We start from the raw sequence: 21,826 nt of genomic DNA, 5'->3' as shown, positions 1-21,826 counted from the left end.
GCTCAGATCACCTTGCCCTCCCGCAACTGCGTAATGCGCGCATCGTCGTAACCGAGCACGTCCTTGAGCACGCTCGTGGTGTGTTCACCGAGCATCGGCGGATGCGTGCGTGCTCCGGGCGGCGTCGCGCTCATCTTGATGGGGCTTGCCACGAGCTTCACGTCGCCGCCTTCCGGATGCGGCAGATCGATACGCATCCCGCGCGCCAGCACTTGCGGGTCGTCGAACACTTCGCCGAGATCGTTGATCGGGCCGCACGGCACGCCCGCCGCTTCCAGCGCGGCGAGCCATTCGTGCTTGCCGCGCGTGGCGACCATGTCGGCGAGAAGCGGCACGAGCACGTCGCGATTGCGCACGCGTGACGGGTTCTTTGCGAAGCGCGGATCGTCGGCGAGATGCGCGCATGCGCCTGCCTCGACGAACTTGCGAAACTGCCCGTCGTTGCCGACCGCGACGATGATCCAGCCATCGCTCGTCTGAAACGTCTGGTACGGCACGATGTTCGGATGCGCGTTGCCCCAGCGCACCGGCGGCTTGCCGCTCGCGAGATAGTTGGTGTTCATGTTGGCGAGCATGGCGACCTGCACGTCGAGCAGCGCCATGTCGATATATTGCCCTTCGCCCGTGCGATCCCGGTGCGAGAGCGCCGCCAGCACGCCGACTGTCGCGTACATGCCGGTCATGAGGTCGGCGATGGCGACGCCTGCCTTTTGCGGACCGCCGCCGGGTTGTCCGTCGCGCTCGCCGGTGATGCTCATGAAGCCGCCAATGCCCTGAATGATGAAATCGTAGCCCGCGCGCTCCGCATATGGCCCGGTCTGCCCGAAGCCTGTTACCGAGCAATAGACGATATCCGGCTTCACTTCTTTCAGCGATTCATAGTCGAGCCCGTACTTCTTCAACTGACCGACCTTGTAGTTCTCCAGCACGACATCGCTTCGAGCGGCCAGCGCGCGCACGATCCGCTGACCTTCGTCGCTCGCGATATCGACCGTTACCGAGCGCTTGTTGCGATTCGCCGCGAGATAGTAGGCGGCCTCGCGCGTGTCTTCGCCATCGGGCTTCTTGAGATAGGGCGGGCCCCAGTGACGGGTGTCGTCGCCGGTTTCGGGCCGCTCGATCTTGATGACCTCCGCGCCCAGGTCGGCGAGCGTCTGCGCGCACCACGGTCCCGCGAGCACGCGGGTCAGGTCGAGTACGCGGATATGGCTGAGTGCTCCCATGCGTCGTGTCTCTCGTCTCGGGTTTGGTTTCTGACCACGCGACTGTCGCATAGAACGGACGGGCGCGCGAGGGCGCTTTATCCGTTGCAGACGCCTGCCGCGCCCCGGTTCGGCACCGCGAATCCCGTATAATCAAAAATTACTCGGAATAGCCTTAAGTCTTGCCGAAACCCGCATCAGAAGGGCTTCAAACGGGCTTTACCAAGGCTTCGTCAGAAAACCAGCAGAACACGCAAAACGCCCCGTACGCCATGAAAGCCGCCGAAATACGCGAGAAATTCCTGAAGTTTTTCGAATCGAAGGGACATACGATCGTCCGTTCGTCGAGCCTCGTGCCGGGCAACGACCCGACGCTGCTCTTCACCAACTCGGGCATGGTCCAGTTCAAGGACGTGTTCCTCGGCGCCGAAGCGCGGCCGTACTCGCGCGCAACCACAGCGCAGCGCAGCGTGCGCGCGGGCGGCAAGCATAACGATCTGGAGAACGTCGGCTATACGGCGCGGCATCACACGTTCTTCGAGATGCTCGGCAACTTCTCGTTCGGCGACTACTTCAAGCGCGACGCCATTCACTACTGCTGGGAGCTGTTGACGAAGGTCTACATGCTGCCGCCGGAAAAGCTCACCGTCACGGTCTATCAGGAAGACGACGAAGCGTACGCCATCTGGGAAAAGGAAATCGGCGTGCCGGCGGAACGCATCATCCGCATCGGCGACAACAAGGGCGCGCGCTACGCATCCGACAACTTCTGGCAAATGGCCGACACCGGACCGTGCGGTCCGTGCTCCGAAGTGTTCTACGACCACGGTCCGGAAATCTGGGGCGGCCCGCCGGGATCGCCGGAGGAAGACGGCGACCGCTTCATCGAGATCTGGAATCTCGTGTTCATGCAGTTCAACCGCGACGCGCAAGGCAACATGACGCCGCTGCCCAAGCAGTGCGTCGATACCGGCATGGGCCTCGAACGTCTCGCCGCCGTGCTGCAGCACGTGCACAGCAACTACGAGATCGACCTCTTCCAGACGCTCATCAAGGCCGCGGGCCGCGAGACCCATACGGCCGATCTGGAAAACAACTCGCTGAAGGTCATTGCCGACCATATCCGCGCGTGCTCGTTCCTGATCGTCGATGGCGTGATTCCCGGCAACGAAGGCCGCGGTTACGTGCTGCGCCGTATCGTGCGCCGCGCCATTCGTCATGGCTACAAACTCGGCCGGCGCGGCTCGTTCTTCCACAAGCTCGTGCCGGACCTCGTCGCGGAAATGGGCGCGGCTTACCCCGAACTTGTCGATGCTCAACAGCGCGTCACCGATGTGCTGCGCCAGGAAGAAGAGCGCTTCTTCGAGACCATCGAGCACGGCATGTCCATTCTCGAAGGCGAACTGGCCGAACTCGACAAGAAGGGCGTGAAGCAACTGGACGGCGAACTCGCGTTCAAGCTGCACGATACCTACGGCTTCCCGCTCGATCTCACGGCCGACGTATGCCGCGAACGCGGCGTGACGGTGGACGAACCCGCCTTCGACGACGCCATGGCGCGTCAGCGCGATCAGGCGCGCGCGGCGGGCAAGTTCAAGCTCGCGGCCGGCCTCGAATACTCGGGCGCCAAGACCACGTTCCACGGCTACGAGAAGGAAATCTTCGACGACGCGAAAATCATCGCGCTGTATGTCGAGGGCGCGTCGGTGAGCGAGGCGCAAGCGGGCCAGCAAGCGGTCGTCGTGCTCGATCACACGCCGTTCTATGCGGAATCCGGCGGTCAGGTGGGCGATCAGGGCGTGCTCGCGAATGCCTCCGCGCGCTTCGCGGTGGCAGACACGCTCAAGGTTCAGGCCGATGTTGTCGGCCACCACGGCACGGTGGAGCAGGGCACGCTCAAGGTCGGCGACGTGGTGAAGGCGCAGATCGACGCCATCCGCCGCGCGCGCACCGCACGCAATCACTCGTCCACGCACTTGATGCACAAGGCGTTGCGCGAAGTGCTCGGCGGTCATGTGCAGCAGAAAGGCTCGCTCGTCGACGCCGACAAGACGCGCTTCGACTTCGCACACAACGCGCCGATGACGGACGACGAGATCCGCCGCGTCGAGCAGATCGTCAATCAGGAAGTGCTTGCGAACGCGCCGGGCGTCGTGCGCGTCATGTCTTACGACGAAGCGGTGAAGGGCGGCGCCATGGCGCTCTTCGGCGAGAAGTACGGCGACACGGTGCGCGTGCTGGACCTGGGCTTTTCGCGCGAACTCTGCGGCGGCACACACGTGCAGCGCACGGGCGACATCGGCCTCTTCAAAATCGTGATGGAAGGCGGCGTGGCGGCGGGCATTCGCCGTGTCGAAGCCATCACGGGCGACAATGCCGTGCGCTATGTGCAGGAGCTGGATCAGCGTATCAACGCGGCGGCGGGCGCCCTCAAGGCACAACCGTCCGAACTCACGCAGCGTATCGCGCAGGTTCAGGAGCACGTGAAGTCGCTGGAGAGGGAACTGGGCGCGCTCAAGTCGAAGCTCGCATCGAGCCAGGGCGATGAACTCGTTTCGCAAGCCGTCGATGTCGCGGGCGTTCAAGTGCTCGCCGCGCAACTCGAAGGCGCGGACGTGAAGACGCTGCGCGAAACCGTCGACAAGCTGAAGGACAAGCTCAAGAGCGCGGCTATCGTGCTGGCTTCCGTCGAAGGCGGCAAGGTCAGTCTCATCGCGGGCGTGACGGCGGATGCATCGAAGAAGGTCAAGGCGGGCGAGCTCGTCAACTTCGTCGCGCAGCAAGTGGGCGGCAAGGGTGGCGGCCGTCCCGACATGGCGCAGGCGGGCGGCACGGAACCGGCCAAGCTGCCGGCCGCACTCGCAGGCGTGACAGGCTGGGTGCAGCAGCAGCTTTAAAGCGCGGTGGAAGTGCTTAAAACGGTCCGGTCGGCGAAAGTCACCGGGCCGTTTTTCATTACAGCCTGTCAGGCACATCTCGTGCATCTTCTCCGGTACTTTCAACCAAAAGGGGAGAACAAACATGAACCACAAGATTGCATCGATCGTACTGGCTGGCGCAATGATCGCCGCCACGGGCGCAGCACAGGCCAAGGGATGTCTCGAAGGCGCGGCAGTCGGCGGCGTGGCGGGACACGTCGCGGGCAAGCACGGCGTGGTGGGCGCGGCGGGTGGCTGCGCGATCGGCCATCACGAAGCGAACAAGAAGGACAAGGCCGCGCAGCAAGCCAACGCCGCCAGCGGCACGACAGCGAAGTAAGCGCAGCCTCGACCCAAGTTATTGTTTACGCCATAAAGCGCGCCGCCGGCTTCGGTGGCGCGCTTTTTCGTCAGATGACATGTTGAATTGGAGCGGCGCGCTGACGGCACCACGTCGTCGATAGACGAGTCGGCAAAGCGCAATTCAACACCGATAGCGCAATCGTTCGACGCTGCCCGTCGGTATCCTAAGTGTCGCGAGGTTAGAACGGGCGCGGCACACGATCTATCGCTCAATCGCATTCGAATCTTGCACGGCGCGATGCGGATAAAATGAGCGGACTGCTTGCACGGCACGCAACGATGGCGACCACGCGATCTTCACTCGTCCCGGGTCACGAAGCTCGTGCAGCGCCTTCTACCAGTCTTCCAGCGAATTCCATGACCGCGCCGAACGAATCCATCCAGCACTTCGCCTCCGACAATTACGCGGGTATCTGCCCCGAAGCGCTCGATGCGCTCGTCAAGGCCAACACTAGCGGCCACGAACCGGCTTACGGCGACGATTCCTGGACCGCGCGCGTGTGCGACCGCATCCGCGATCTGTTCCAGACCGACTGCGAAGTCTTCTTCGTCTTCAATGGCACGGCGGCCAATTCGCTTGCGCTGGCGTCGCTGTGCCAGTCGTATCACTCGGTCATTTGCCACGAGCTCGCGCATATCGAAACCGACGAGTGCGGCGGCCCCGAATTCTTCTCCGGCGGCTCCAAGCTTCTGACCGCCAAGGGCGAGAACGGCAAGCTCACGCCCGATGCGATCGAGGAACTCGTCACCCGACGCGCCGATATCCATTATCCGAAGCCGAAAGTCGTCTCGCTCACGCAATCGACGGAAGTGGGCACGGTCTATACCGTCGAGGAAGTGCGCGCGATTGCGGCCATCGCCAAGCGGCGGCATCTGACCGTGCATATGGATGGCGCGCGTTTCGCCAACGCGGTCGCCACGCTCGGCGTGCATCCGTCGGAGATTACGTGGCGCGCGGGCGTCGACGTGCTGTGCTTCGGCGGCACCAAGAACGGCTTGCCGGTCGGCGAAGCGGTCGTGTTTTTCGACAAGGCGCTTGCCGTGGATTTTGCTTATCGGCTGAAACAGGCGGGGCAGCTTGCATCGAAAATGCGCTTCATCTCCGCGCCGTGGCTCGGCTTGCTCGATAACGATGTCTGGCTGCGCAACGCGCGTCACGCCAACTCAATGGCGCAATTGATGGCCGAGCGTCTCGCGAATATTCCCGGCGTGCAGGTGCTCTTCAAGCCGGAATCGAACGCGGTGTTCGCGGAATTGCCGCCGCACGTCGCCACCGCCTTGCGCGCGAAAGGCTGGAAGTTCTATCAGTTCATCGGGTCGGGCGGCTGCCGCCTGATGTGCGCATGGGACACGCGCGAGGACACCGTCGAGCGCTTCGCCGACGAAGTCCGCGCACTCGCAGCGATCAACCGCTGATGCAGCCGCCGCCGACGATGAGCAAACCGCAACCCACGCGCCGCGCGGACTATCCGCACTTCCTTACCATCAGCACGCGCTGGTCCGACAACGATGTCTATGGTCATATCAACAACGTCGTCTACTACAGCTACTTCGATACCGTCGTGAACGAGTATCTGCTGCGCTCGGGCGTGCTCGACTTCGCGGGCGGCGAGACGATCGGGCTCGTCGTGGAAACGCGCTGCAATTTCTTCGAGTCGGTTTCGTTTCCCGATCTGATCGATGCGGGCTTGCGCGTGGAAAAGCTCGGCACGACGAGCGTGCGCTACGAGGTCGGCATCTTCACGCAAGGCGCAAAGAGCGCGGCGGCGCAGGGCCATTTCGTGCATGTCTATGTGAACCGCATGACGCGCCGGCCGGTGCCTTTGCCCGAGCGTCTCGTCGATGCCTTGAAGCCGCTCGTCAACGCTTGAGGATTGTTCCGTGCTTCAGTGGTTCAGCGTGAGCCTGCTCAACGGCGTGAGCGTCGGGCTGCTGCTCTTCATGCTCTGTGCGGGCCTCACGCTCATCTTCTCGATGCTCGGCGTGCTCAACTTCGCGCACGCGAGCTTCTATATGCTCGGCGCGTATGTCGGTCAGGCGCTGGCTGCGTATGGCGGATTCTGGCTGGCACTCGTCGTGGCGCCTTTGATCGTCGGCTGCGCGGGGGCGTTGTTCGAGCGCTTTCTGCTCAAGCGCGTGCATGCGCGCGGCGCACTCGCCGAGTTGCTCCTCACGTTCGGCGCGGCCATCGTGATAGGCGAGGGCGTGAAGCTCGTATGGGGGCTCGGACCGTTGCCCGCGACGATTCCCTCCGTGCTCGAAGGGCCGCTCTTCACCTGGTACGGCGCCGCGTTTCCACGCTATCGCGTGTTCATGATGCTGCTTGCCATCCTCATGCTCGGCGCGTTGCATGTCGTGCTGCGCGTATCGAAGACGGGGCTCGTGGTGCGCGCGGCGCTCACGCATTCCGCGACCGTCGAAACGCTCGGCCACGATGTCCCGCGCGTCTTCACGACGGTGTTCGCCGCCGGCACGGCGCTGGCGGCGCTCGCGGGCGTGATCGGCGCGCCGCTTGCCGTGCTCGAACCGTCGATGGCCGACGCCGTCGGTCCCATCGTGTTCGTCGTCGTGGTCATCGGCGGGCTGGGCTCGCTTGCGGGGGCGCTCGTCGCGTCGCTCTTGATCGGCTGCGTGCAGACATTCGCCGTGGGCACGACGGCATCGGCGGGGAGCATTGCTGCCTGGTTCGGCGTGCGTTTGCCGGACGCTTGGGCCGCGCTCAGCGTCGCGCAACTCGCGCCCGTGCTGCCGTACCTGTTGCTCGTCGCGATGCTGGCGGCGCGTCCACGCGGACTTTTCGGTGAAGAGACGGGCGATGCTTAAGTCCCTCGCGCCGTGGCTCGCACTCGTCGCGGCGCTTGCGCTACCGCCGCTTTGCTTCGATCGATCCTGGCTGCTTGCGTATCTCGCGCAGACGGCGACGCTCATCGTCTTCGCGCTCTCGTACAACTTGCTGCTCGGGCAGACGGGCTTGCTTTCCTTCGGTCACGCGGTTTATGCGGGGTTCGGCGCTTTCGCCGCCGCGCATGTGTTCAATCGCTTTGGCGTGCCGTTGCCATTGCTGCCATTGATCGGCGGATGCTTTGCGGTGCTCGCGGCCATCGTCTTCGGCGCGATCTCGACGCAACGCGGCGGCACGGCTTTCGCGATGATCACGCTAGGCATCGGCGAATTGGTTGCGGCAAGCGTCTGGCTCGTGCCGGGCTGGTTCGGCGGCGAGGGTGGCGTGGCGATCGATCGCGCGAGCGGCGCTGCGCTCTTCGGATGGACATTCGGCCCGTTGCGGCAGGCGTATGCGTTGATCGCGTGCTGGTGTGTCGTGTCGGCTTGCGCGATGTTCGCGTTCTCGCGCACGCCGCTTTGTCGCCTCGCGAACGCCGTGCGCGACAATCCCGTGCGTGCGGCGGCGATAGGCGCGTCGCCACGGCGCGTGCGCTTCACGATGCTCGTCGTATCCGCGTTCTTCGCGGGCATTGCAGGCGTGTTGTCGCTCGTGAATGTCGAACTGGCATCGGCGGAAAGCGTCGGGCTTGCGAGATCGACGAGCGTGCTGGTGGCGACGGTCATCGGCGGGACCGGAAGCTTCTTTGGGCCGATTGCCGGGGCGGTGCTGCTCACGTTTTTCAGCGTGGCGGTGGCGAGCGTGTCCGCTGCCTGGCCGATGTATCTCGGACTGTGCTTCGCGTGGGTGATCGTCGCGGCGCCCGATGGCGTCGCTGGCTTCTTCACGCGCATGCGCACGCGCCCGCTTCGTTCGACCATGTATGCCATGTCGAGCACGCTGGCGTTCGGTGCGGCCGTGGTCGTCGCGGTGGAGACGCTCTATGCGCGACAAGCGGATGCAAGCGCGTTGCCGCACGGCGTTTGGTGGATCGCGTTGCCTTGCTTGGCGCTCGGCGTTGGGCTCGCGTGGATCGATCGACGGGCGCGGGGCGTGCGATGAACATGGGTCTTGAACCGCGTAAGTTCGGCGAGCGCTTCAGGGCGATGTTTGCCGCCGGTCGCAAAGGGTACACGCCATGACCATCGCCCTCGAATTGCACGGCATCGCGAAACGGTTCGGTCCGACGCGCGTTCTGCGCGGTATCGATCTGCAAGTGCAAAGCGGCGAACGTCATGCGCTCATCGGCCCGAACGGCGCAGGCAAGTCCACGCTCTTCGACACCATTTCCGGGCGCACCAAACCCGACGAAGGGCGCATCGTGGCGATCGGTATCGACATCACCGGTCGCGCGCCGCAACGCATTAGCCGGGTGCTTGCGCGCAGCTTCCAGACGACGAGCGTCTTCACCGGCTTGAGCGTGCTCGACAATTTGCGTTGTGCGGCGTTGGGCTCGGCTTCCTCGCGCATGATCGATCGCTGGCTGCCGTCGCGCGCGCTCGAAGACCGCGCCCGCGCCATGCTCGATGCCATCGGCCTGGCCGCTCACGCCGACGTACCCGCCGCACGGCTCACGTATGCCGAACAGCGCGCGCTCGATCTAGGCATCGCGCTTGCCACCGATGCGCCGCTCATCCTCCTCGACGAACCCACGGCGGGGATGAACCGCGCGGAGGCATCGCGCGCGCTGGCGCTGATTCGGGCGACGACGCAAGGGCGCACGCTCGTCGTCATCGAGCACGACATGGACGCGGTGTTCGGCCTCGCGGATCGCATCTCCGTGCTGGTTCAAGGGCGCGTGATCGCCACCGGCACGCCTGCGGCGATTCGCGACGATCGCGCGGTGCGCGAGGCGTATCTGGGGGAATCGCGATGAGCGCCGGGTTGCGTATCCACGATCTGCGCGCGTGGCATGGCGCGGCACAGGTGCTGCACGGCGTGAACCTGTCGATAGCCGAAGGCGAGATCGTCGCGCTCGTGGGCCGCAATGGTTCGGGGCGCTCGACGCTCGCGAAGTCCATCATGGGCCTTGTGCGCTGCGAGGGCGAGATGCGGTTTCGCGATGCATCGCTCGTCGGGCTGCGGCCGTTTCGCATCGCGCGCATGGGAATTGGCTACGTGCCTGAAACGCGCGATGTGTTTCCGGGCTTGAGCGTGCGCGAGAATCTCGTGCTCGGCGAGCGCCCGGGCACGCGCTTCAGTGTGAACGATGCTTATCGCCTCTTCCCCGTGTTGCGGGAGCGCGCGCGAGTGAAGGCCAGCGCGTTGTCGGGCGGCGAACAGCAAATGCTGGCGCTGGCAAGAACGCTGGCGGGCGATCCGTCGTTGGTGGTCATCGACGAACCCGGCGAAGGGCTCGCGCCGCAAGTGCTGATGCAAGTGGCGGCGTGCCTCGCGGGTCTGCGCGAACGCGGCGTGGCCATACTGCTGATCGAAGAGCGCCTGACGATCGCGCGCATGCTCGATGCGCGCGTCGCGGTGATGGGGCACGGCGCGGTTCAGTTCGATGGGGCGTTGGGGGAGCTGGAAACACGCGCCGATGTGCAGCGAGAATGGCTGTCGGTGGGTTAACTCACTCCTTGCTATCCCGCTCCACGATCCACTCATGCTTCGGATCGTTTTTAAAGTGCCACGTGCGCTTATCGCCCGCCATCACGTTGAGATAATAATTATCGTAGCCATAAGGCACGACGACCGGATGATACCCACGCGGCACCATCACCACGTCGCGGTTCTCCACCGCCAGGGTTTCGTCGAGATCGCGCTCGTCGGTATAAACACGCTGAAACGCAAAGCCCTGCGGCGGATTCAGCCGATGGTAATAAGTCTCCTCCAGCGAACTTTCGACAGGCACGTTGTCCTGATCGTGCTTGTGCGGCGGATAGCTCGACGCATGGCCGCTCGGCGTACGCACTTCGACCACGAGTAACGACTCGGCGGCCTCGGTCTGCGGAAGAATATCGCATACGTGTCGCGTATTCGCGTTCTTGCCGCGCGTCGAACGCTTCATTTGCGAGGGCTCGATGAGTCGCGGCGGATACACGCCCGTCGCCGGCGCGCTCGCCACACCGAGTTCCGTTTCGCGCTCCGCCCGCACGATTGCCGCGAGCTTCGGCGGTACGTAGACGGCATAGGGCGCGGCGTCTTCGAACACACTGTCGCGCGAGCCGATGGACTGCCAGTGCTCGTCGCCCGCCTCGACGCTCACCGTGCCCGTCAGCACGACGATGCAGCTTTCGCGCCCGGCGTCGTAGACATGCAGCACTTCACCTTCTTCCAGCCGGTACGCCGCGAAGCCGACATGCTTCCAGCCAGCGGATTCCGGTGTCACACGCGCGATCGTCTGGCCTTCGCGCGATGCCTTCACTAACAGGCTCATGCCGTCTCCTTGAATGTGGCATCGACAAGTGTGCGCAACGTGCGATAACCCTTGTCGGCATACTCGTAACTCCGCGCGATCACCGGGTCCTGCTCCGCTTCCACGACGAGCCAGCCGTCGTAATCATGCTCGGCCAGACACGCGACGATGCCGGGATAATCCACCGCGCCATCGCCCGGCACGGTGAAGGCGCCGTTGATGACCGCATCGAGAAAACTCCAGTTGCGATTGCGCGCCAGCTTCACGATCTCCGGGCGCACGTCCTTGCAATGCACATGGCACACGCGCGCAATATGCTTGCGCAGCGTGGTCAATGCGTCGCCGCCCGCGAAAGTGATGTGACCCGCATCGAAGAGAAGGCCCACCGCGTCGTTGGTCTCCGCCATCAGACGGTCGACGTCCGCGGGCGTCTCCACATACGCGCCCATGTGATGATGATAGGCGACGCGAACGCCTCGTGACAGCGTGTATTCCGCGAAACGATTCAGCCGCTCGGCATACTGTTGCCACTGCGCATCCGCAAGAAAACGCGGGCGCTGATAGAGCGGGCGCGGCGCGCCTTGAATGGAATTCGCCACTTCGCCGTAGACCATCACCTTCGCGCCGTTTTGCGCGAGCAAGTCGAGATGGGCACCCACGGCTTCGATCTCTTCTTCCGCGCTGCGCTCGGCGAGTCTGCCCGAGTACCAGCCCGACACCAGCGCGAGGTCGTATTGCGCCAGCAGCGTCTTGAGCGCCTGCGGCTCGCGCGGAAACTTGTTGCCGAGTTCGAAGCCTTCGTAACCGATCCGCCGGCCTTCGGTCAGCGCGACGGACAAGGGCGTCTCGCCGCCGAGCGATGGCAAATCGTCGTTCATCCACGACAAGGGATTGATTCCGATCCGTACGTGCAAAGACATGTGCGCGGTCCTAGATAGAGTTGCCTTCGCTGCGTGCTTTCAACGCGCGCTCGTAACGCTCGCGCGCCGACAAGACCGCATCGCGATCCGATACCTCGGGCACCGCGACTTCCCACCACCATCCGCCTTCGTCGGTCGTGCGCGCGGGGTCGGTGTCGATGGAGATGAGGTAGCTGCGCTCGGCGGCGCGCGCGCGTTGCATCGCGGCCTGCAAGTCGTCGATGCTCGCCACATGCTCCGACAACGCGCCGAGCGCACGCGCGTGCATCGCGAAATCGATGGTCGGTGCGCCGAGCGAGCCTTGCTTGCAGTCGTCGATCAGGTTGTTGAAGGGCGCGCCGCCGCATGCCTGTTGCAAACGGTTGATGCAGCCATAGCCGCGATTGTCGAGCAACACGACGATCAGCTTCGCGCCGAGCATGACGGAGCTCGCCAACTCGCTGTTCATCATGAGATAGCTGCCGTCGCCGACGATCACGATCACCTCGCGCTCCGGCCGCGCGAGCTTCGCGCCCAGACCGCCCGCGATCTCGTAGCCCATGCACGAATAACCGTATTCGACGTGATAGCCGCCCGGCGCGCTCGTGCGCCACAGCTTCTGCAGGTCGGCCGGCAAGGTGCCCGCCGCGCACACGACGATATCGTCAGCCGGCGAATCGGCTTTCGAGCGCTGCACCGCGCCGATGACATCCGCTTCGCGCGGCAAGGCGTTGTCGGCGACGGGCGTGTTCGTCACGTGTGCGACAGTCTCGCGCCAGTCGTCGGCGAGACGTTTGGCGCGCGTGGTCCATTGCGACGACGCGCGCCAGTCGCCGAGCGCTTCGGAAAGCGCATCGAGTGCGAGGCGTGCATCGGCTTCGACGCTCAGCGCGTCTTGCTTCAGGGCATCGAAAGAATTGGCGTTGATCGAAACGAGTTGCGCATGCGCAAAGAGCGTGTTCGATCCCGTGGTGAAGTCCTGCAAGCGCGTGCCGACCGCGAGCACGCAATCGCTCGATTGCGCGAGTTCATTCGCCGATGCCGCGCCCGTCACGCCGATTCCGCCCGCGTTCAGGGCGTCGTCCCAAGCGAGCGCGCCTTTGCCTGCCTGCGTTTCCGCGACGGGCACGCCATGCTTGTGCGCGAAGGCGCGCAACGCGTCGGTGGCGAGGCCGTACAGCACGCCGCCGCCCGAGACGATCAGCGGTTCGCGCGACTCGCGCAAGGCCGCTGCGGCGCGCGCGATTTCATGCGGTGAAGGCGCGCTCGCATGGAACTCGACCACACGCGGCTCGAAGAACGAAGCGGGATAGTCGTAGGCCATCGCCTGCACGTCCTGCGGCAGCGCGAGCGTGACGGGACCGCAGAGCGCGGCATCGGTAAGCACGCGGATCGCGCGCGGCAACGCGCTCAACAACTGCGCCGGATGCACGATGCGATCGAAATAGCGCGATACGGCCTTCAAGGCATCGTTCGCGGAAACGCCGCCGTCGTGTGCGTCCTCGACTTGTTGCAGAACCGGATCGGGCGCGCGCGACACGAAGATGTCGCCCGGCAGAAGCAGCACCGGCAGCCGGTTCACATGCGCGAGCGCGGCCGCCGTCACGAGATTGGTGGCGCCCGGCCCGATGGACGTCGTGACAGCCATCATGCGGCGCCGCATACGCGCCTTCGCAAACGCGATCGCGCTATGCGCCATGGCTTGCTCGTTGTGCGCGCGATACGTCGGCAATTCCTCGCGATGCCGATACAACGCCTCGCCGATGCCCGCGACATTGCCGTGCCCGAAAATTGCGAAGACGCCGCCGAAGAGCGCCTCGCCGCTTTCCGTGCGCAGCGCGGCGAGATAGCGCACGAGCGCCTGCGCGGTGGTCAGCCGGATGGTAGCGTGTTGATTCATGCTGCTTGCTCCTGTCTTGGCTGCACGGCATTCAGCGACGCGCGCGCCTCGCGCCATGCGGAAATCAGCGTTTCGAACGTGTGGCGAACGCGCGCGATCAACTCGTCGTCGCCGATTTCGCCCGCGAGCCATGCGCGGCTCGGCTCGTGAAAGATGGTGCGTCCGACCGTGAAGCCCTTGCACGTTTTGGACGATGCCGCCGCCTTGAAGCCATCGCGCAACTGATCGACCGCCGCCGAGAGCCCGAGCAGCACGACGCCGCGGCAATACGGATCGCGCTCGGCAATCAGCGCATCGACGGCCTGCCATTGCTGTGCGCTCATCGGTTCGAGCTTCCACCATTCGGGATAGATGCCGAGGTTGTAGAGGCGCTTCAATGCGCGATACGCCGTGTCGTCCTCCACGGGCGGTCCGTTCTTCGGCACGATCACTTCGAGCAGCAGTTCATTGCCGCTCGCCTGTGTCGCATCGTAGAGCGTGCGCAGTTGCGCTTCCTGTTCGAGGCGCACGTCATGCGGATGATCGGGGTGATAGTGCACGAGACACTTCGCGATATGCTCGCGCGGCCATTCGACGAGCGTCGTGCCGACGTCGCGGCCGTGATCGAACACGAGCGGCATCGAGCCCGGCAACTCGACCGGACGGCCGATCCACCAGCCGCGGCCAGTCGCGGCATTGAGCGCATCCTGTCCGTAGCGGTCGTCGATCAATACGCCGATACGGCCGGCCAGTCCGCGTTCTTCTTCCGTCTTCGCGACGGCATCGACGAAAAGACCCTTCAGCTTCGCAATGCGCGTTTCGTTTGCGCCGGTCTGCTGCGCAAGCTCGAAAAACTGGTTGCGATGATCGAACGCGAAGCCGAGCACTTCGTCCCATTGCTTGCGCTTGGGGCTCACGCGATGCAGACGCGCGAGGCCCGCATCGCGATCCGGACGGCGCATGCGTGCCGGGTCTTCTTTTGCGGCCGCGAGGAAGTACACGAGTTCCTCGGGCGTGGGCATGGCGGGCGCGCAGCCGTGACGCGAAACGACGAGCGCGCCGCACGCATTTGCCGCGCGCGCGCACGCTTCGAGCGATTCGTCGCGCAGCCAGCCCGAGAGGAAGCCGGACGCGAACGCATCGCCCGCGCCGAGCACGTTGAGCACTTCGACTTCGACGCCGCCATGAATGGGCGCATCGTCGATGGAAGCGGGCACCGCGCCTTCGATGATCGAGCAGCCGAGCGGCCCGCGCTTCACGACGAGCGTGGCATGAGTAACGGTACGAACCGTGGCGAGCGCATCGATCAGATCGTCCTTGCCGCCCGCAATCCGGAACTCTTCTTCCGTGCCGATCGCGAGATCGATCAGCGGCAGGATATGCAGCAAATGCGCGGTGACGCTTTCATCGGCGACGAAGCGCGTTTCGCCGTCGGCTTTGCCTGTCAGACCCCACAGCACCGGCCGATAATCGATGTCGAGAATCGTGCGCACGTTGTTTCGGCGCGCGTATTCGAGCGCGCGGCGGCTCGTGCGATTCACCTGTTCCGTGGAGAAGTGCGTGCCCGTGATGAGCAATGCCTTCGACGAGGCGATATACGCTTCGTCGAAATCGTTTTCGTCCACGGCCATGTCGGCGCAATTCTCGCGATAGAACACGAGCGGAAAGGTATCGCGATCTTTTATGCCGAGCAGCACGAGCGCGGTGAGACGCTCGAAGTCCGTGCGCACGTGGCTCACGTCGCAGCCTTCGCCCGCGAGTGTTTCGACGAGAAAGCGTCCCATGTGATCGTTGCCGACGCGCGCGAGCATCGACGACTTGAGCCCCAACCGCGCGCAACCGAACGCGATATTCGCCGACGACCCGCCGAGATACTTCGCAAACGTCGCGACATCTTCGAGCCGCGCGCCGACCTGTTGCGCGTAGAGATCGACCGCGAGGCGGCCGAGGCACACGATATCGTGCGCGCGGTCCGCTGCAAAACGTGAGGTGTGTTGTTCTGGCATGGCTTGTTGTCCTCGATCCTCAGATCGTCGCGCCTTCGAGTTCGTTGATCATCGTCTGCATCTCGGCGCCGCCCGCCATCATGTCGAGCACTTCGTTCTTCGAGATGGTGTCCTTGGTGTAGGTGCCCATCGAGCGGCCGCGATTGAGCAGCGTGAAGGAGTCGCCGATCGGATAAGCGTGGTGCACGTTGTGCGTGATGAAGATCACGGAAATGCCTTTTTCGCGCGCCTTGTGAATCAGCTTCAGCACGTTGAAGCTCTGCTTCACGCCAAGCGCGGCGGTCGGTTCGTCGAGAATCAGCACGCGTGCGCCGAAGTGAATGGCGCGCGCAATCGCGAGACATTGCTTCTCGCCACCGGACATGGTGCCGATAGGCTGATGCGGATCGCGCACGTTGATGCCCATTTCCGCGAGCTTCGCCTGCGAAGTCTCCGCGGCAAGATCGAGATCCATCACGCTGAAGAGACCGAAGCGTTTCTTCTGCGGCTCACGGCCCATGAAGAAATTGCGCGCAACGGACAAGAGCGGCACGAGCGCGAGATCCTGATAAACCGTGGCGATGCCCAAATCCAGCGCTTCCTTCGGCGACTCGAAGCGCACTGGCTTGCCATCGACGAGATAGTCGCCGGCGGACGGCGTATGCACGCCCGCCAGCGTCTTGATGAGCGTGGACTTGCCCGCGCCGTTATCGCCCAGCAGGCAATGCACTTCGCCGCGTCGCAGGCGCAAGGTCACGCCGTTCAATGCGATGACCTTGCCGAAAAACTTGCTGACGTTTTCCAGCGCGAGAATGTTGTCGTCGTTCATGGCGTTGGCCTCACTGAGCTTGCGATACGCGACGGCGCACGTAGTGATTGAACAGCACGGCGAGCAGCAGCATCACGCCGAGAAACACGCGGAACCAGTCGGAACTCACGTTCGTATAAGTGATGCCGATCTGCACGACGCCGAAGATGAGCGCGCCGAAGCACGCGCCGACGACCGAGCCATAACCGCCCGTCAAAAGCGTCCCGCCGATGACCGCCGCGATGATCGCCTCGAATTCCTTCTGCAAGCCGCGATCGGCCGCTGCCGAGCCGATATCGCACACCTGCAGCACGGCGAAGAGACACGAGCAGAAGGCGGTGAGCACGAACAGCGAAATCTTCACGCGCCGTACCGGCACGCCGACGTTCTTGGCCGCGTTGGCGTCGCCGCCGACCGCGAGAATCCAGTTGCCGTAGCGCGTCTTGGCGAGCACGAAGGCGCAGACGGCGGCGAGCGCGAGCCACCAGATGATGACCTTCGGAATGCCCGGCACGAGCGGCTGGCCGTTATCGAGCAACTGACCGATCCCCATGTGCGCGAGCCACGCGAAGAGGCCGTGCAGCGCGACGCCGCGAAAGAGCGTGTCGGCGAGCCAGTCTTGTTGAGCGAGATCGCCGACGCCGGAAATGATGGTGCGATCCGCGAACATGATCGAGAGCGCGAGCGTGAGGCCGCGCAGGATGAACAGAAATGCGAGCGTGACGATGAACGAAGGCAGCCGCGTCTTCATCACGAGGTAGCCGTTCAACGCGCCGAGCAGCATGGAAGCGACGAACGCGAAGAGAATCGACAGCGAGAACGGCCAGTGCAGATAAACCGAGGGCAGCGCGACCATCATGCCCGCGAAGCCGATCATCGAGCCGATGGACAGATCGAACTCGCCCGCGATCATGAGAAGACACGCGCCGACCGCGAGCAAGCCGAGGTAGGCCGCGACCTGCGACCAGTTCATCACGCCGTCGAGGTTGAACATGCCCGACGAACCCGCCGCGAAGCCGAACACGATGAACACGAGCACGGTGCCCGAGATCGCGGCGAACTCCGGCCGGTTCAGCAGATGGCCGAACCACGATTGCCGGCGCACGCGTTCGTCCGAGGGCTTTGCTGCCTCCTGCGTCTCGGCCGACTCTGGCTGTGGATTCGCATGTGGAGGGTAATGCTTGCCGGCTACGCCCATGATGGCTCCTTGACTGATACCGATGCGCGCGCTCCTGCCGCGTCGGGAATAGACGCAGCAGACGCACGACGTTCCGCGCAAATGCAGTGATAGCGGGCGGCGCTGAAAAGACGGCCGCCCTGAACGATCAACGATATTGACCGGCGTATTTCACGACCTTGTCGAGATTCTCTTTGGTGATGAAACCCGGACCCGAACGAATGTTCTTCGGTCCATACGACGGCGCGAGGCCATACGTTTCGAGACGCGCCTTGAACTTCGGATTCGCTTCGAGAATCTGGCGAATCTTCACCGGGTCCGTGGTGTGATCCTTCTTGACGATAGCGAGCACGGCCACAGGGATATAGCCCTGCAAGTACGGTTGCTGATCGATTGCGAACTTGATCGTGCCGTCCTTGATGCCCTTCGCGATGTCATCGGAAAAGTCGAAGGTCACGAAATAGAGCTTGTTTTGCAGGCCCATTTGCGTGACGGCCTTGAGCGTCGCCGAGGCGGGCGTGGGTCCGAGCGTGAGTACAGCCTGCGTATCGGGATGATTGCGCAGGTAAGCCGACACCTTCGACTGAATCTCCGTCGGGTCCTGACCGGAGTCGATGGTGGACGCCTTGTAGTCGACGCCGATGGCTTCCGCGAAGCCACGGCAGCGGTCGAATGACACCGTGTTGGTCGCGATATGGTTCACGCACAGGAACGACTTGACGCCCGCGGCCTTCGCCTTTTCGCCTGCGGCCTTGCCCGCGACGTATTCCGGCTGGCCGATATGCATGATCGCCTTGAGTTGCTCGCTTTGCTCTTCGGTGCCCGAGTTGATCGTGACGAGCGGAATCTTCTTCGCCGTCACCTTGTTGAGCGCGCTCTTCAATACATCGAAGTCCGCGATGGTGGTGATCACGCCGTCGTAATTACGCGCGGCGGCCTGTTCGATGAGACGCGACATATCGGCAATGTCGCCGTTTGGCGGATTGCGATAGTCGGTCTGGACGTTGAAGTCCTCGTCGGCCTGCTTGATCGAATTCTTGATGACGTTCCACCACGAGTCCGAGTCGGGCGCGTGGCTGATGAGGACGAACTTGGCGTCGGGCGCCGCGTGAGCGGGGGACGCCGTCAACAAGGCTGTGCTGCTCAGGATTGCGGCTGCCGCGAGCGCGCGCAACGCGGCTCGGCCATTGCGAATGGTCATTGTCTCCACCTATCTCGGTTTGTTGTTTGATCTGACTTTTCCGCGAGCCGATGCGGCCGTTGCTTGGGGCCGCTTCGAACTCAGCACCAAGAGTAGGCCAAGTTTTCCCGGTCTGCAATAGGAATTGCACCGATGCCATAAATGGAAAATACGTTCCATTTTCCTTGCGGCCTTCCTATAATCGCTGCCACGGCGTCTGCCTTCGCGGCGCCATCGACATGAGCTATCCATGCAGGATGAGACCAGCACCGACGTGCAGAGCGTCGACGATCTGATGCAGCGCATCACCGACGCTTACGACACGTTGCCGCGTCAGTTGAAGAACGTCGCGACGTATATCGAGCAGCATCGGTCGAGCGTGATGATGGATCGTACGAGCGATATCGCCACCGCGTGCGGCGTGCATCCGTCGGCCGTGGTGCGCTTTGCGCAGCGCTTCGGTTTTTCGGGCTTCTCGGACTTGCAGGCCGTGTTCAAGCAGGCGTTCGCGGGCGGCAATGGCTCGCAGCAGAGTTATCAGCAGCGCATTCGCAAACTCATCGACGAAAAGGCGGGCGATGCCTCCGGTGTGTCCGTGGCGCGCGAATTCATCGCGGCGAGCCGCACGGGACTCGACGAACTCGAAGCCGGTCTCGACGACGAACAGTTCGACGCCGCCGTGGAAATGCTCGAACACGCGGAAAACATCTATGTGATCGGCGTGCGGCGCTCGTTCGCGGTGGCGAGCTATATCGTCTACGCGCTGCAGCACACGAGGAAGCGCGTGCATCTGATCTCCGGCATCGGCGGCATGTTCCGCGAACAGGTCAAGAGCGTGAGAAAGGGCGACGTGGTCGTGGCCATCAGCTTCGCGCCTTATGGCAAGGAAACGCAGTATTGCGTGCGCGCCGCGCAGCATCACGGCGCGAAGACGCTCGTGATCACCGACAGCCAGCTTTCGCCGCTCGCGCGTCACGCGAGCGCGAGTCTGCTCGTGAAGGAGGGCAGCGCGTTCGCGTTCCGCTCGCTCACGAGCACCATTTGCTTGTGCCAGGCGCTGTTCATCGCGCTCGCGTACCGGCTCGAACTCAACGTAGAAGAATCCAAGGAGACAGGCGGCTATGACGATTGACGTGGCGGTATTCGGAGCAGGGCGCATTGGCAAGATTCACGCGGCCAATCTCGCGCGGCAGCCTGGCGTGCGCCTCAAGTATGTCGTCGATGTGAACCGCGAGGCCGCGTCGGCGCTCGCTGCGCAATACGGCGCGCAAGTCGCCGATGTCGATGCCGCCATGGGCGACGCCTCGGTCGGCGCGACGGTCGTCTGTTCGAGCACGGACACGCATGCGGACCTGATCCTCGCATCGGCGGCGCAAAAGAAGCACGTGTTCTGCGAGAAGCCCGTGGACCTCACGCTCGAACGCGCGCGCGCCTGCGCCGATGCCGTGCAGAAAGCGGGCGTGGTCTGCATGATCGGCTTTCAGCGGCGCTTCGACCCAACTTTCTCGGCATTGAGGGCGCGCGTGGAAGCGGGCGAGATCGGCGAACCGGAAATGCTGATCGTGACGAGCCGCGATCCGGGCGCGCCGCCCGTGGAATACATCAAGCATTCGGGCGGCATCTTCAAGGACATGCTGATCCACGACTTCGACATCTTCCGCTGGATGCTCGACGACGAAGCCGACACGCTGCATGCCACGGGCAGTTGTTTGTCCGATCCAGCCATCGCGGATGCCGGCGATATCGATTCGACAGCCGTCACCATCCGCACGAAACGCGGACGCCTCTGCCAGATCAACACGGCGCGGCGCTCGGGCTACAGCTACGATCAGCGCTTCGAGGTGCTCGGCAGTCTCGGCATGCTGCAAGCGGGCAACGTGCGTCCGACCGAAGTGACGGCATATTCGACCAAGGGCGTGTCGAGCGACGTGCCCGAGGCGTTCTTTCTCGAACGGTATCGCGCGGCGTATGCCGCGGAAATCGCGCATTTCTTCGATGCCGTGACCCATGGCAAGCCCGTGCGCACCACTGTTGCCGACGGCCTCAAGGCGCTCGAACTCGCCGAGGCCGCGACGCTTTCGTGGCGCGAAAAGCGCATCGTGAAGCTCGGGGAGAACGAGGCATGAGCGCGGTGCGGGTGGGCATTGTCGGGCTGGGGCGGCTCGGCCGCAGACACGCGGAAAACCTCGCGTGGCATGTGCCGGGCGCGCGGCTCGTCGCGGCGTGCAGCCCGGTTGAGCAAGAGCGCGAATGGGCTCGCGACAACCTGCCGGAAATCGCGCTCCATGCCGATTACGCCGACTTGCTGACCGATCCGTCCATCGACGCCGTGTGGCTCGTCACGCCGACTTCGCTGCACGCGCGGCAGATCATCGCCGCGTTGCGCGCGGGCAAACATGTGTTCTGCGAGAAGCCGCTGTCGCTCGATCTCGCCGAATGCGACAGCGTGATCGAGGAACACGCGCGGCATGCGCATCTGCATGTAATGATCGGCTTCGTGCGCCGTTTCGATGCGAGTTATCGAGATGCCTTCGAGCGCATTGGCGAAGGCTCGATCGGCCGGCCGTTCATGGTGCGCTCGCAGACCTGCGACAAGAATGATCCGGATGGTTTTTTCGTGCGTTTCGCGCCGACATCGGGCGGACTCTTTCTCGATTGCAGCGTGCACGACATCGACCTCGCGCGCTGGATGCTCGGTAATCCGAAGCCCAAGCGCGTGTTCGCGAGCGGCACGATAGCAATCCACGAAGGCTTGCGCGAATGTGGCGATATCGACAATGGCGTGGGCACGATCGAATTCGACGATGGCCGGCTTGCCGTGCTATACGCTTCCCGCACGATGGCTCATGGGCACGACACGCAGACAGAAGTCATCGGCACGGCGGGCGCGCTTGCCATTGGGCGCAATCCGCGTGCGAACCGCGTCGAGATCGCCGATGCACACGGCATGCGAAACGTTTGCACGCCGACTTTCTTCGAGCGCTTCGAAGATGCGTTTTTACGCGAAGCGCAAGCCTTCGTCGCGCTCGTGCGAGATGGCACGCCGACCGGCCTCACGCTCGACGATGCGCGCGAGGCGACGAGGATCGGCATCGCCATGCGGCAGGCATATGAGACCGGGCGCCCGGTGGACTTGTGAACGCTGCGTTAGAATCGGGCCTTCGATGTTTCGCAAC

The 21,826-nt window shown here is 63.8% G+C and carries 19 protein-coding genes; 11 read left to right on the top strand and 8 right to left on the bottom strand.

What is annotated here, in order from left to right; translation table 11 throughout:
• Positions 1 to 2: 2 nt before the first annotated feature.
• Positions 3 to 1,223, bottom strand: a complete 1,221-nt coding sequence (locus P9250_RS27850) for a CaiB/BaiF CoA-transferase family protein (RefSeq protein ID WP_310396287.1) — start codon at positions 1,221 to 1,223, stop codon at positions 3 to 5.
• Between the two features lie 251 nt (positions 1,224 to 1,474).
• Between P9250_RS27850 and alaS the strand changes: the two genes are divergently transcribed.
• From alaS to P9250_RS27810, 8 genes are all read left to right on the top strand, one after another.
• Positions 1,475 to 4,099 (top strand): alanine--tRNA ligase, encoded by a 2,625-nt coding sequence (alaS, locus tag P9250_RS27845; protein WP_310396285.1) that lies wholly within the window; start codon positions 1,475 to 1,477, stop codon positions 4,097 to 4,099.
• 124 nt (positions 4,100 to 4,223) lie between these two features.
• On the top strand, positions 4,224 to 4,460 hold the full coding sequence (locus P9250_RS27840) for a hypothetical protein (protein WP_244825693.1): 237 nt from the start codon (positions 4,224 to 4,226) through the stop codon (positions 4,458 to 4,460).
• Positions 4,461 to 4,861: 401 nt separating this feature from the next.
• Positions 4,862 to 5,899, top strand: coding sequence for a low specificity L-threonine aldolase (locus tag P9250_RS27835; RefSeq protein ID WP_244828077.1), 1,038 nt, complete (start codon positions 4,862 to 4,864; stop codon positions 5,897 to 5,899).
• A 17-nt stretch (positions 5,900 to 5,916) separates the two neighbouring features.
• Positions 5,917 to 6,354, top strand: a complete 438-nt coding sequence (locus tag P9250_RS27830) for a thioesterase family protein (RefSeq protein WP_244825692.1) — start codon at positions 5,917 to 5,919, stop codon at positions 6,352 to 6,354.
• Positions 6,355 to 6,424: 70 nt separating this feature from the next.
• A complete protein-coding gene (locus P9250_RS27825) occupies positions 6,425 to 7,306 on the top strand; it encodes a branched-chain amino acid ABC transporter permease (RefSeq protein WP_310396910.1) in 882 nt (293 codons plus the stop codon).
• Positions 7,299 to 8,426, top strand: coding sequence for a branched-chain amino acid ABC transporter permease (locus P9250_RS27820; RefSeq protein WP_310396282.1), 1,128 nt, complete (start codon positions 7,299 to 7,301; stop codon positions 8,424 to 8,426). The genes P9250_RS27825 and P9250_RS27820 overlap by 8 nt, the downstream gene beginning before the upstream one ends.
• Positions 8,427 to 8,502: 76 nt before the next feature.
• Positions 8,503 to 9,240 (top strand): ABC transporter ATP-binding protein, encoded by a 738-nt coding sequence (locus tag P9250_RS27815; protein WP_250465224.1) that lies wholly within the window; start codon positions 8,503 to 8,505, stop codon positions 9,238 to 9,240.
• Positions 9,237 to 9,935 (top strand): ABC transporter ATP-binding protein, encoded by a 699-nt coding sequence (locus tag P9250_RS27810; RefSeq protein WP_310396279.1) that lies wholly within the window; start codon positions 9,237 to 9,239, stop codon positions 9,933 to 9,935. The genes P9250_RS27815 and P9250_RS27810 overlap by 4 nt, the downstream gene beginning before the upstream one ends.
• A gap of 1 nt (position 9,936) precedes the next feature.
• Here P9250_RS27810 and iolB read toward each other — a convergent pair whose 3' ends face one another.
• The 7 genes from iolB to P9250_RS27775 form a co-directional block, all read right to left on the bottom strand.
• The gene (gene iolB / locus P9250_RS27805; RefSeq protein WP_250465222.1) at positions 9,937 to 10,743 is read right to left on the bottom strand and encodes a 5-deoxy-glucuronate isomerase; all 807 of its coding nucleotides are present in this window, start codon (positions 10,741 to 10,743) and stop codon (positions 9,937 to 9,939) included.
• Positions 10,740 to 11,642 carry a myo-inosose-2 dehydratase gene (iolE, locus tag P9250_RS27800; protein WP_244825683.1) on the bottom strand — a complete coding sequence of 301 codons (903 nt, stop codon included), beginning with the start codon at positions 11,640 to 11,642 and terminating at the stop codon, positions 10,740 to 10,742. Before iolE ends, iolB begins: the two co-directional genes overlap by 4 nt.
• Before the next feature lie 10 nt (positions 11,643 to 11,652).
• Complete coding sequence (gene iolD / locus P9250_RS27795; protein ID WP_310396276.1) at positions 11,653 to 13,521, bottom strand: 3D-(3,5/4)-trihydroxycyclohexane-1,2-dione acylhydrolase (decyclizing); 1,869 nt, start codon at positions 13,519 to 13,521, stop codon at positions 11,653 to 11,655.
• Complete coding sequence (gene iolC / locus P9250_RS27790) at positions 13,518 to 15,506, bottom strand: bifunctional 5-dehydro-2-deoxygluconokinase/5-dehydro-2-deoxyphosphogluconate aldolase (protein ID WP_310396274.1); 1,989 nt, start codon at positions 15,504 to 15,506, stop codon at positions 13,518 to 13,520. The genes iolD and iolC overlap by 4 nt, the downstream gene beginning before the upstream one ends.
• A gap of 19 nt (positions 15,507 to 15,525) precedes the next feature.
• Positions 15,526 to 16,314, bottom strand: a complete 789-nt coding sequence (locus P9250_RS27785; RefSeq protein ID WP_244825680.1) for an ATP-binding cassette domain-containing protein — start codon at positions 16,312 to 16,314, stop codon at positions 15,526 to 15,528.
• A gap of 10 nt (positions 16,315 to 16,324) precedes the next feature.
• Positions 16,325 to 17,491 (bottom strand): ABC transporter permease, encoded by a 1,167-nt coding sequence (locus tag P9250_RS27780; protein ID WP_244825679.1) that lies wholly within the window; start codon positions 17,489 to 17,491, stop codon positions 16,325 to 16,327.
• 127 nt (positions 17,492 to 17,618) lie between these two features.
• On the bottom strand, positions 17,619 to 18,671 hold the full coding sequence (locus P9250_RS27775; RefSeq protein WP_244825678.1) for a sugar ABC transporter substrate-binding protein: 1,053 nt from the start codon (positions 18,669 to 18,671) through the stop codon (positions 17,619 to 17,621).
• A 229-nt stretch (positions 18,672 to 18,900) separates the two neighbouring features.
• On the opposite strand from P9250_RS27775, the gene P9250_RS27770 reads away from it, so the two are divergent.
• The 3 genes from P9250_RS27770 to P9250_RS27760 are packed head-to-tail and all read left to right on the top strand — an operon-like array spanning position 18,901 to position 21,789.
• A complete protein-coding gene (locus P9250_RS27770; protein ID WP_310396272.1) occupies positions 18,901 to 19,782 on the top strand; it encodes a MurR/RpiR family transcriptional regulator in 882 nt (293 codons plus the stop codon).
• A complete protein-coding gene (gene iolG, locus P9250_RS27765) occupies positions 19,772 to 20,776 on the top strand; it encodes an inositol 2-dehydrogenase (RefSeq protein WP_310396270.1) in 1,005 nt (334 codons plus the stop codon). Before P9250_RS27770 ends, iolG begins: the two co-directional genes overlap by 11 nt.
• Positions 20,773 to 21,789, top strand: coding sequence for a Gfo/Idh/MocA family oxidoreductase (locus P9250_RS27760; RefSeq protein WP_310396269.1), 1,017 nt, complete (start codon positions 20,773 to 20,775; stop codon positions 21,787 to 21,789). The genes iolG and P9250_RS27760 overlap by 4 nt, the downstream gene beginning before the upstream one ends.
• The last annotated feature ends 37 nt before the right edge of the window (positions 21,790 to 21,826 follow it).

This window comes from Caballeronia sp. LP006 (genome assembly GCF_031450995.1).
In the GTDB taxonomy this organism is placed as follows: domain Bacteria; phylum Pseudomonadota; class Gammaproteobacteria; order Burkholderiales; family Burkholderiaceae; genus Caballeronia.
This window is presented reverse-complemented; position numbering and strand designations above follow the sequence as displayed.